11 protein-coding genes are annotated in these 11,797 nt (G+C 35.3%); all 11 read right to left on the minus strand.

Features of this window, described 5'->3' with window-relative positions:
* Positions 1–30 precede the first annotated feature (30 nt).
* The 11 genes from murQ to pcrA all read right to left on the minus strand — a co-directional run bounded on the left by murQ (position 31) and on the right by pcrA (position 11,721).
* Entirely contained in the window at positions 31–924 is an 894-nt protein-coding gene (gene murQ / locus HFD15_RS05985) for an N-acetylmuramic acid 6-phosphate etherase (protein WP_058204489.1), read from the minus strand.
* Entirely contained in the window at positions 917–1,978 is a 1,062-nt protein-coding gene (locus HFD15_RS05990; protein WP_058208430.1) for a DUF871 domain-containing protein, read from the minus strand. Before HFD15_RS05990 ends, murQ begins: the two co-directional genes overlap by 8 nt.
* A 158-nt stretch (positions 1,979–2,136) precedes the next feature.
* Positions 2,137–3,108, minus strand: a complete 972-nt coding sequence (locus tag HFD15_RS05995) for an L-lactate dehydrogenase (RefSeq protein ID WP_058208429.1) — start codon at positions 3,106–3,108, stop codon at positions 2,137–2,139.
* Between the two features lie 97 nt (positions 3,109–3,205).
* The gene (locus HFD15_RS06000; RefSeq protein WP_012897735.1) at positions 3,206–4,108 is read right to left on the minus strand and encodes a bifunctional riboflavin kinase/FAD synthetase; all 903 of its coding nucleotides are present in this window, start codon (positions 4,106–4,108) and stop codon (positions 3,206–3,208) included.
* Between the two features lie 30 nt (positions 4,109–4,138).
* Positions 4,139–5,128 (minus strand): tRNA pseudouridine(55) synthase TruB, encoded by a 990-nt coding sequence (gene truB, locus HFD15_RS06005; protein WP_058208428.1) that lies wholly within the window; start codon positions 5,126–5,128, stop codon positions 4,139–4,141.
* 139 nt (positions 5,129–5,267) lie between these two features.
* Complete coding sequence (locus HFD15_RS06010) at positions 5,268–5,960, minus strand: hypothetical protein (RefSeq protein WP_033899461.1); 693 nt, start codon at positions 5,958–5,960, stop codon at positions 5,268–5,270.
* 170 nt (positions 5,961–6,130) lie between these two features.
* On the minus strand, positions 6,131–7,639 hold the full coding sequence (locus tag HFD15_RS06015; protein WP_025017096.1) for a flavocytochrome c: 1,509 nt from the start codon (positions 7,637–7,639) through the stop codon (positions 6,131–6,133).
* A 164-nt stretch (positions 7,640–7,803) separates the two neighbouring features.
* Positions 7,804–8,262 (minus strand): VOC family protein, encoded by a 459-nt coding sequence (locus HFD15_RS06020; protein ID WP_017864437.1) that lies wholly within the window; start codon positions 8,260–8,262, stop codon positions 7,804–7,806.
* 77 nt (positions 8,263–8,339) lie between these two features.
* A complete protein-coding gene (locus HFD15_RS06025; protein ID WP_014570578.1) occupies positions 8,340–8,912 on the minus strand; it encodes a DNA-3-methyladenine glycosylase I in 573 nt (190 codons plus the stop codon).
* Between the two features lie 45 nt (positions 8,913–8,957).
* Positions 8,958–9,425 (minus strand): 8-oxo-dGTP diphosphatase, encoded by a 468-nt coding sequence (locus HFD15_RS06030; protein WP_058208440.1) that lies wholly within the window; start codon positions 9,423–9,425, stop codon positions 8,958–8,960.
* 19 nt (positions 9,426–9,444) lie between these two features.
* Positions 9,445–11,721, minus strand: a complete 2,277-nt coding sequence (gene pcrA / locus HFD15_RS06035) for a DNA helicase PcrA (RefSeq protein WP_003132060.1) — start codon at positions 11,719–11,721, stop codon at positions 9,445–9,447.
* Between the last annotated feature and the right edge of the window lie 76 nt (positions 11,722–11,797).

Raw genomic sequence — 11,797 nt, forward strand, 5'->3', positions numbered from 1 at the left:
GCTCCTTCTCCTACCTTATAATGTAAATTCTTAATTCAGAGTATTTTTCACAAAACCATTTGCTCTAACAAGCTTGGTTTTTCCTTCTTCTGCTGCACAATCAGTTAATAACATGACAATTGCAAGTTTAACATCTTGATCGGCTTCAATGAATTTTTCTTCGGCTTCTTCATAAGTACAATCTGTCGCTTGCATAATGATGCGTTTACTACGCTCAACTAATTTTTCATTTGTTGGTTTAACATCCACCATCAAGTTATTATAAACTTTACCAATCCCAATCATTGAAATTGTTGAAATCATATTCAAAATTAATTTTTGAGCTGTTCCCGATTTTAATCTTGTTGAGCCTGTTAAAAATTCTGGTCCACAATCAACTTCAATTGGAAATTCGGCATGTTTTGAAATTTCAGCATTAAGATTACAAGAAAGGCTTGCCGTTTTAGCACCAATTTCTTTAGCGTAATCTAAAGCTCCAATTACATATGGAGTCCGACCACTGGCAGCGATTCCTAAAACAAGGTCGTTCTCATTCAACTTCAAATCAATCAAATCTTGTCTTCCAAGTTCAAGACTATCCTCAGCCCCTTCGACAGCAACCGTCATTGCTTTGTCACCACCGGCAATTAAACCAATCACTTGGGTAGCTGGTACGCCAAAGGTTGGGACACATTCTGCGGCATCAAGTACACCTAAACGACCACTTGTTCCAGCACCCATATAAATCAAACGGCCACCTTTGTTAAAAGCTTCAATCGCTGATGAAATAACTGGTTCAATATTTGGAAGTGCTTCTTCAACTGCAAAAGCAACTTTTTTATCTTCATTATTCATTTTAATAAGCGCTTCTGCGACAGTCATTTGGTCAAGGTTAAAAGTTTCGTCATTTCGTCGTTCTGTTGTTAGTGTTGATAAATCAATCATTATTTTTCTCTTTTTCTATTTTAAATTTTTGTCCTGGGCCAATAAAAGAAATAAGTTCTAAATCTTCTTTAATAATATTTCCCACAACATTTACTTTTTTATCTGCTGGCAAATTCCTTTTAGTAATTTGAATTTCGCCCATATAACGACCATATTCACAATTATCAATAGTAATTGAGCCTTTTTTTCTCTCAATTGTATTTTCTGGATTTATTTCAGAAATTTCATTGAAGCGGGCCTGAGCGCTGCGGATCACATCTCTAGCATCATCTTGTCTATTTTCATGCTCACCGAGAACTTTAGCAAAATCACTTGTTGCTTGGGTTGCTTGCAATACAAGTTCCCTCTTTTGAAGATATTGGTTAATCTGCCAAGCTGTTCTTGCTTTTAATCCTCCATCCCCAACATAAATATGATCTATATTTATAGATTCCATATCAAGTAAGGAAGAGAGTGGATGTTGATAGCGGTGCGCTTCAAGGGTTGGTAATCCTTCATATAAAGGATGGCGTAGAGAATCATCTCCCGGAATAAAGGCCATAACTTTAAATGAATTTCTTTTCAAAAATTCATTTTTTTTAAGAAAGCTCTCCCGAGAAAGGCCTGTTTCTGGTCTTGGGTAATAGTTGTGCCAGGCTTCAAGCTGATTAAAGTTTGCCTTATTTTCTTTTAACTCGTCAATATCTTCTTGCCTAATTGTACTGGCATTTAGACTGACAGTCATTTTTTGACTGACTTTCGCAATTGTCTCATTGCTGATATGATAATCCATTCTGAGACCAGTTACTCCAAGTTCTTGAAGTTCTTCTACTCTATCAATAGAAAATCCAGCTTTTTCTAAAGCTTGACCTGAAATATCAACCATAAGTTTCAAATGATTCTTTTTAGCAGCTGTTCCTAAGTCTCTTAGCCTTTTTTTATATAGACTTGCTTCATCCTCGGGAATATGCATCGATGTGAAAATCCCTTTAAAACCATGATTAGTCATCTTGTCAATATATAAATAGTCCTTTTCATTCAAGTCCCTATTCATAAAAATTGAATAACCGTACATTTTTTATCCTTCCGAAATATTATTTCTTGATAACGTATTCATTATAACCTAAAAGAATTATTATTTCAAGTATCAATTTAATCTTTTTTTATTTTGAAATATTATTTCATTGTTTTGTATAATAAAAAGAATAAATTTCTTTATTCTTTTTATTATATTTACAAAGTACATTTTTCTTTAATTGAATCAAAATTCTCTTTAAGGAGAACCGTTGAAGCTTTAAATTTTTCTTGCTCTTCTTGAGTTAATTCTAACTCTAGGACCGCTCGAACACCTGTTCTATCAATAATTGCAGGACTTCCTGTATATAAATCGGACTGGCCATACTCTCCTGTCAAATAGGCAGAAACTGGTAGAATCACGCTTTCATTTCTAAAAATTGCTCTTGTCAAACAAGCTAATGAAGCAGCGATTCCGTAAGAGGTATTTCCTTTTTGCATAAAGATATCCAAACCTACTTCACGAATTTCTTGATCAATTTCATCGAAGGTTGGAAACTCTGGATTAGGATATTTTTTGAGCCACGTTGTTAATGGAATCGCACCGACTGTCACGTTTGACCAAGCGGCAAAACTTGATTTCCCATGCTCAGCTAAAACATATCCATGAATACTTTTAGGATTAATTTGGAGTTTTTCAGCAACGATTTGGCGCATCCGACTAGTTTCTAAAAGCGTTCCTGTCCCTATCACACGATGTTTAGGCAAGCCAGATACTTCTGCAACAACTTGGGCAAGGACATCAACTGGATTTGATGCGACCAAGAAAATACCATCAAAACCTGCATCCATTGTTTTACGGGTTATATCACGAATCATTTCGACATTATTTTCTAATAACTGTAGGCGATCTGGATTTTTTCCGAAAGTTGCTGATGGAGCATTGGCAGACAAAACAACAATATCTGCATCAGAAACATCTGAATAATCAGCAGCATAAATGTTTTTAGGAGCTGCGTTTAAATAGGGAAGCGCATGAAGCAAGTCTAAACTGTTGGCTGAAGCTTTACTTTTGTTGGTATTTATTATTGCAATTTCATCTGCTAAATCATCAACAACTAAGTTATGAGCATAAGTACTCCCGACGGCTCCAGCTCCAACAATTACAACTTTTTTGTTATTAATTTTCATCTCTTTTCATCATAAAAAAACAGCGGATGTCATTTTGACTCACGTTGTTTTTCTACTCCCTTTCCAAATCTCTTTTCCCAATTTACTTACAGTTTATTTACGCTTTGAAATCACGAGCAATTTGCTCGTCTTCTTTCATTTGTTTAATTAATTGATCTATCCCATCAAATTTAATCATATCACGAATTTTATCTAGCCATAAAACAGTCAATTTCTCACCATAAATTTCTCCATTAAAATCAAAAATATGAACTTCAACTGTTTTTTCAGTCCCGTTAAAAGTATCATTATATCCAATTGAAGCAAAGCCACGATGACGTTCTCCAGCAAAAATGACATCACAGGTATAAACTCCAACAGCTGGCAAATGAACGTAATCTTTAATTACTAGATTTGCTGTTGGATAGCCCAGTTGTCTTCCGCGGGCAAAACCATGAACAACAAGGCCTCTTGTTTCATAAGAATAACCTAAAAGTTCATTTGCTTGTGCAATATCACCTTCTTCAACTGCTTTTCTGATCCGTGTCGATGAAATTTTTCCATGTTCATCCGCTTTTTCCGGCATGATGACCACACGGTAGTCTTCCGTTGACTTGAGATTTTTCATATCAGAGCCTGTCGTATAATCAAATCCTGTAATCACCACTTTGGGATTAAATCTTTTGACGACACTTTCTGCAAATTCAGTTGAAGTTTGATGAGCAAAATTAGAAGTGAAATCTTTAAATACAAGGTAATCTACCCCATTTTCAGCAAAGAGCTCTGCTCGTTTTTCATCTGAAGTTAATTTCAAAAGCATTTCAGGCTCAAATTTGTTGAAGGTTAATGTTGGTTTTTCCGGAAAGGTAAAAACAGCTATTTTTAAATTCAATACCGCCGCAATTTTTTTAGCTTCTGTAAAAAGACTTTGATGTCCTCGGTGTAATCCATCAAAATAACCGAGGACAAGGATAAGTTCTTCATCAAATTTTAGTTCATCATTAAATTCTAATATTTCCATTTTTCTCACTTTGGCTCATATTGCTAAGAATTAAACCAATACTTTATTTGGTTTCCAAATTCCTGCTTTTTCTGGATGTTTCATGTAAACAGCAACTAATTTATCATCATAAAAGGCTGCAAATTTATCTCTTGTCAGTTCTGACAAGTCTGTCAGTAAAAATTCACTTTTATTAGACTTAATGACAGGGCTGTCAGTAGTTTCATCTGTAACCCAATCATCCTCAGCAAATTTTTTTCCAACTCGTGCCATTTCAAACTGATCAGCAGTCAAATTTACCCTTGGCAAATCACTGACAGCATATTCTGCTGGGTACATTAAGCTAGAAAGCTCTCCTGCCTCCATTGCTACTTCAATATCTGAGAGTTTGACGGCATCTTTAATCATCAGTCCATTACTTGCTGTTCTTTGCAATTTTGACATATGTCCTGCGTAACCAAGTTGCTCTGCTAAATCTACTGCTAATGTTCGGACATAGGTTCCTTTACTGCACTCAACTTTGAAAGAAAAGCTTACCAAACCTGCCGCTTCATCAGTCATCACGGGACTTGTTCTGACAAATGATTTGATTGTAATCTCTCTTGCCGGACGGTCAACTGTCTGACCAGCTCTGGCATATTCATACAATTTTTTTCCGTTAATTTTTACGGCTGAATACATTGGAGGAATTTGCTTTATTTTTCCAATAAAATTTTTCATTACTGAGTCAATTTCAGACTCTGTCAGCTCCCGTTCTACTGGCGTTTTACTAACAATTTCCCCGTCAGCATCTTCGGTTTCCGTTGAAAAACCAATAGTAACTTCACCTTCGTAAATTTTACCTGCCGCTTCCATGTATTCTAATAACCGCGTCGATTTTCCAACGGCCACTGGTAAAACGCCTGTCACAGAAGGGTCTAAAGTTCCACCATGTCCAATTTTTTTTGTTTTTAAAATACCACGAAGTTTGGCAACAACATCAAAAGATGTCCAGCCCGCTTCTTTATAGACATTTAAAATGCCATTTAAATTTTCATTCATCCTGAAAATTATAGCATTTTTTGACTAAAAAATCACTTACAGTCTTTATGATTGGTCCTTTCCATAAAAAAATTACTGACAGAATGTCAATAATTTCTCTGACTAAAAAAGACTGACCAAAGTCAATCTTTTATTATACTTAATTTCCTGTTGGAACTTTTGTGGCGTTTATTGATTTGATTTGTGAACTACCACTATTGAGCGAAGCATCCGAACCATATTTAGCTACAAGTTGCGCACCTGTCAGTGTTTCTTTAGTTTGCCATTGAACCATTGGCCATGGATCCTGTGCCATTCTTAAACCTGTCTGCGTTGGATCAGGAACTTGTAAATAATAGGTTCCATCAGCATTTTGTTGAATACGTGCTGTATTTTGTATAACATTGACAGGGTCAGAATACGTGGATACGCCATTTGAACCTACATTAACAAGATAAGTTAAGTAAGATTCTCCAGTATAAATATCAAATTTGCCTTGAGCATTATTAACCCATTGGGCATAAACTGCATCTTGCTGCTTTCCAGTTAGAGTTGACCAGCTTTTTGGAGAGTCATTACTTGAAGATGCCGAAGTCTTTGAACTACTTGAAGCGGAAGTTGATTCTTGAGTTGAATCACTCGTTGTACTAGAGCTTTGTGATTTACTACTTGTGCTCTTACTTACTTTTGTCGAGCTTGTTTGTGCAAAAGAGGCTGACTTATCAGGAGTTTTATGAGGATAAAAAACTTGATAAGCAATGATTCCGAGAGCAACTACTAAAATGACTGCCAAACTGGCAATTGCAATTACTTTTTTGCTGTTTTTTGAACTCGCTTTTGAATGTTTTGCCATAAAAAGCCTCCTTAATAAAGCTTGAAAAATACTTTTTCATAATTAAATTATACTTAATTTTCTTATCTATTTCAAAGAATTTACCTTTAATCAATCTTAATAATACAAAAAGTTACTGACAAATACTCCGTCAGTAACTTTTATTCTTAATAACTACTTATAAGTAAATATTAATTGCTTGTTTTAGCATAGGCCGCAGATTGAGTTCCAGCTTGTCGTCCAAAGATAACAATATCAGCAACAGCGTTACCACCAATGCGGTTACCACCATGGAGACCACCTGTAACTTCTCCGGCAGCATATAATCCTTGAATTGGACTACCATCTTTTTTCAAGACTTGAGTATTTGTATTAATTTTTACCCCAGCCATTGTATGGTGAATTCCTGGAGCCACTTTAATGGCATAATACTTACCTGATATTTCAGTAGTCATTCCTGTTGTACGACCAAAGTCTTCATCTTTTTTAGTTGATACAGCTTTATTCCAACCATCAATTGTTGAAGTCAGTGCTTTTTCATTAATATCGAGCTTGTCAGCAAGTCCCTTGATACTGTCAGCTTCAACAACCATATCTTTAGATATATACTGTTCAACTGCTTTTACTTTATCTTTAGTTCCTTCTCCAAAAATAACATAAGAATATTTTCCTGGTTGTTTAAGTTCAGCAGCAGAAACTTTATCACGAGTATCCATTTCATTAAAGAAACGTTTCCCTTTTTGATTTACAAGAATCGCCCCTTCACCACGAATTGATTCTGAAACAAGATAACCTGTTTTTTGGAATACAGTTGGATGAATTTGAATTTTATCCATATCAACTAATTCCCCACCAAGTTCTGAAATCATAGTAATTCCGTCACCAGTTGAACCAGCCGCATTTGTTGTCACATAATCTTTAAGGTCAGGACGATATTTTGCAATCATTTTCTTATTTGCACCGAATCCACCTGTTGTAACAACGACTGCTTTAGAAGAAATATCTTTAGTTTCACCCTCAATCTTAACTTTAACTCCAGATACTTTACCATCTTTTTCAGTAATTTTGGTAACATCACTATTTACAAATAAGGGAATATTTCGTTTGGTAATATTTTCTTCAAGACCTTTTACTAAATAACCACCAACTGCTGAACCATCATGTGGTCGGTGAGTTCTTGAAACTGACATTCCCCCTGTCGTAGTTAAATTATCTAAAACAATCCCATTTGTATTTAACCAATCAACAGCACCAGCCGAGTGGTCAACAAAATAACGAAGGAGTGCCTTGTCATTCGTACCGCCACCACCTTTGAGCGTTTCTTCATAAAATTTATCATTTGAATCGGCGACACCTTGTGCTTTTTCGACTGATGTTTCTGATGCGTTCAAACCAGCTGAGGCTTTTGAAGTATTTCCACCAGCGATGGGCATTTTTTCTAAAATGACTGGATTCATTCCAGCATCTTTTGCTTCAATTGCTGCAGTCATTCCAGCTCCACCAGAACCAACAATAATCACATCGTATTTATCACTTAAAGTAGAAGGGTCAGCATAGATGTTTGATTTACTTGCACCAGCCGAGGTTTCAACTTTCTGAGACGAACTTGATTGTCCTTTTGTATTCTTTGTATTACTCCCACAAGAAGTCAAAGAGAGGCCTACAAGCGTTAGCAAGCCTAGTTTAGTCCAAATTTTCATAAATTACTCCTTTTGTGTTAAAATTCACATAGTTATTATAACAAATTTTTAGCAACTTTCCAAATATCTATAAAATTTTTAGCTGTCATTAAAAATATTTTCAGAATAAATCACAAAAAGTACTGACAGAATCGTCAGTACTTTCCATTTTTACTTATAAAGATTTATGAGTTTGATTGTAACTTAGAATAAGGCTGAGCATGTAGCATCCAACGCACTCCGTACTTGTCAGTAAAATCACCCATTTTTCCACCCCAGAATTGATTTTCAAAAGGTAAATTAACAGTGACTGTCCCCGATTCAACAGCCTTGTTCCAAAAAGCATCTGCTTGTGAGACCGCTTGTTCGTCTTCCGAATCTAAATCAATTAAAATTGAAATGGAATCATAAACAAGAGGATCAACTTTCATAAAATTGTCTGCAGCCATAATGGTTGAACCTAGAATGTCAAATTGAGAATGCATTGTTAAATCGGAAGCCTTCTCAATTGGAACCCCAAATTGTTCAGCTTGTTCTTCAGCCAGAGGCAGTCGTGAAATATTTGTCGCTCCAAGAACATCTTTATAATAATCTAATGCTTCCTTCGTATTATTAAAAGTAAGATAAGGGTGAATATTAGCCATAATAAGCTCCTTTTCTGATAAAATTTTATAGTAATTACAGCTTTAATACTATAACCAGTTTACCACAAGAAAGCGCTTCAATCCATTAATTCTGCTTGTCTATAACAATAATCTGCGTGGTCATTAATCACTCCTACAGCTTGCAAGAAAGCATAGATAACCGTTGAACCTGTAAATTTAAAACCGCGTTTCTTCATATCTTTACTCATTTTGTCAGAAAGTTCATTTGTTGCTGGAATTTCTGACTCATCATTAACTTGATGCTGTAAAACTTTTCCGTCAGTAAATGACCAGATGTACTTATTAAAGGAGCCAAATTCTTTTTGAATTTCTAAAACTTTTTGAGCATTAACAATCGCCGCTTTAACCTTTAATTTATTTCTGATAATTCCCGCATTTTGTAAAAGTTCTTGTTCTTTATTCTCGTCATATACTGCTATTTTTTCAATTTCAAAATTATCAAAAGCTTCATAAAAATTTTCTTGTTTATTTAATATTGTTGCCCAAGAAAGCCCTGCTTGATTTAAATCAAGGACCAATTTTGCAAAAAGTTCCTGATCATTATGTAAAGGGACTCCCCAATAAGTATCATGATAATGAATCATTTTATCAGTTGACAAACACCAATTACATCTTCTTAATTCAGTCATTTCTACCTCTATCCAATCACTTTACATAATAGTTATTATGCAAAATTAATAAAATTTCTTTTTCCAATGCTCTCCATCAATCTCATAAACAAATTCTGAGTAAGTTGAGTGAAGCATCATGTCTGCCATTTCAAGAAAGCTACTTGCAAGATTCAAATTCGCTAATTGATTAATATCTTGCCAGAAAACTTTTCCTTCATCTGTTTCATTAATTAATTGACCAGAGAATTCTGTTGTTGAATAAAGAAAAACCATATATCTTCTGTTCTTCTCAGGTTCAAACCAATCCTTAACTCCACAAAGTTTTAAATTTGTGATATCAAGTCCAGTTTCTTCTTTAATCTCTCTTATTGTTGACGGAACAAGAGCCTCACCTTTTTCCAGATGTCCTCCGGGAAAAGCAATTCCAGTCCATGATTTTTTACGCTCTTGAACAAGAACTTTATGATTTTTTTCGTCAATAATGGCACACATATTTGTCAATTCGACTTGTTCTAACTCATGATAAGTCATTATTTTTTCACTACTTTTTCTATTTTTTCTCAATTGGAGCCATTGCTGCTAATAAACGTTTCATTCCGACTTCTGGGAAATTAATCTTGAGTTCCATATTTTTACCAGAACCAGAAATCCCTAATACCATACCTTCGCCCCATTTACGGTGAATCGCTGTATCGCCAATTTGCCAATCTTCTGTTTCAGAATTATTAATCGTCGCTTGAGCTGCAGTTGGATTAATGACTGCTTTTCTTTGATGAAGCGCATCTGACATCGATATCCCACTGGCAAAACCACCAGATTTATAAGAAGCATTGAAGCTTGAATTTGCTTTACGAGCAATACCAGCATATTCTAGTAATTCATCATCAATTTCCGAAATAAAACGGCTGGGACGATTATAATTCGTTTTACCATAAAGCACACGTTGATTGGCATTCATTAAGTAGAGCGTTTCTTCTGCCCGTGTAATTCCAACATAAGCCAAACGACGTTCTTCTTCCAACTCATCAATATCTTCATTTACCCGTGATAAAGGAAAAATGTTTTCTTCCATTCCAATTAAGAAAACAATTGGAAATTCCAAACCTTTTGCCGCATGCAGGGTCATCATTGTTACTTGGTCAGATTCTTCCTCATAAGCATCTGTTTCAGAAAGCAAACTAACTTCGTTAAGGAAACGGCTCAACTTATCTAAGCCAGTTTCAACAATTGGCTCTCCCGTTTCTTCATCTAGAGGAATTTCTGATTTTTCATCAAACCCTTTAGTTACTGACAAGAATTCTTCAATATTTTCAATTCGTGCTTGATTTTCGATACTTGGCATCATTTGCAAAGCTTTGACATAGCCAGTACGCTCTAACATTTCTTCAACTAATTCTGTGATTGTTGAACTTTCACTATGGGTTCTCAACAAATCAAAGGCCATTGCCAAATTGTAAATCTCACCAGCCGCTTTTCCACGAATATCGGATAACATAATATCAAAACTTGAATCTGCTAAAGAAAGTCCACGACTGTCAGCAAAACGACGTAATTTTTCTAATGCCCCCGGACCGACTCCTCGTTTAGGTTCATTAACAATTCGTTCAAAACTCATATTATCTGCTGGATTTGCTACTACATTTAAGTAAGCAATAACATCACGAATTTCCTTACGTGAGTAGAATTTAGTTCCCGCAACCATTGTATAGGGAATATTAGATTTAACAAAAGAATCTTCAATTGTCCGAGACTGAGCATTAGTCCGATAAAGCACAGCATAGTCAGCGTAAGAACGTCCGGAACGAATGCCTGATGTGATAATTTCAGAAACCTTATTTGCTTCTTCTTGTTCATTTCCAGCGCGGAAATAAACAATCTTATCTCCAGCATCATTTTGCGTCCAGAGTTCTTTTGGTCGACGTTTTAAATTATTTTTTATAACATTGTTTGCCGCATCAAGAATTGTTTTTGTTGAGCGGTAATTTTCTTCAAGCAAAACAACTTTAGCTTTTGGATAATCTTTTTCAAAGTCTAAGATATTTTGCATATCTGCTCCGCGCCAACCATAGATTGATTGGTCAGCATCCCCAACGACACAGATATTTTGAAAACGACTGGCTAAAAGTTTAACCAACTGATATTGTGCATGGTTGGTATCTTGATACTCATCAACATGAATATATTGAAATTTTCCTTGATAGTAAGAAAGGACATCTGGGTTTTCATCAAAAAGGCGCAACGTCTGCATGATTAAATCGTCAAAATCCATTGATTCTGCTTTTCGTAATTCTTTTTGGTAAATCTTATAAACACGCGCAACAACCATTTCATATGGATGTCTAGCGCTTGTTTGAGCTTCATAAGCTGATTCATCTAATAAATCATTTTTAGCATTTGAAATCGCATTTAAAAGCCCTTTGGGTTCCCATTTTTTAGGATCTAAATTAGCTTCTTTCAAAATTCGTTTCATCAACGATTTTTGGTCCCCTGGATCTATAATTGTAAAATTACGATTATAACCAATATGGTCAGCATCACGCCTTAAAATTCGTACACACATTGAGTGAAAGGTCGCAATTAATGTATCTTGTGCTCTTGGAGTAAGTGATAAAGCACGCTCCCGCATTTCTTTTGCTGCTTTATTTGTAAAGGTAATCGCTAAAATATTCCAAGGATTAACCATTTTTTCATCAATTAAGTAAGCAATTCGATGAGTTAAGACACGAGTCTTACCCGAACCAGCTCCTGCCATAATCAATAAAGGCCCTTCTGTAGTTTGGACCGCTTCTGCTTGTTTTTCGTTCATTCCTTGTAATAGTGGATTCATTTTATTCTCCTAGCTGCAAATCATTATTAATTATATCATAAGTAAATCACTTAATGCGAGCCTCTTATAATCTTCT

The sequence above is a fragment of the Lactococcus sp. EKM203L genome (genome assembly GCF_011800585.1).
Taxonomy (GTDB): Bacteria; Bacillota; Bacilli; order Lactobacillales; family Streptococcaceae; genus Lactococcus; species Lactococcus lactis.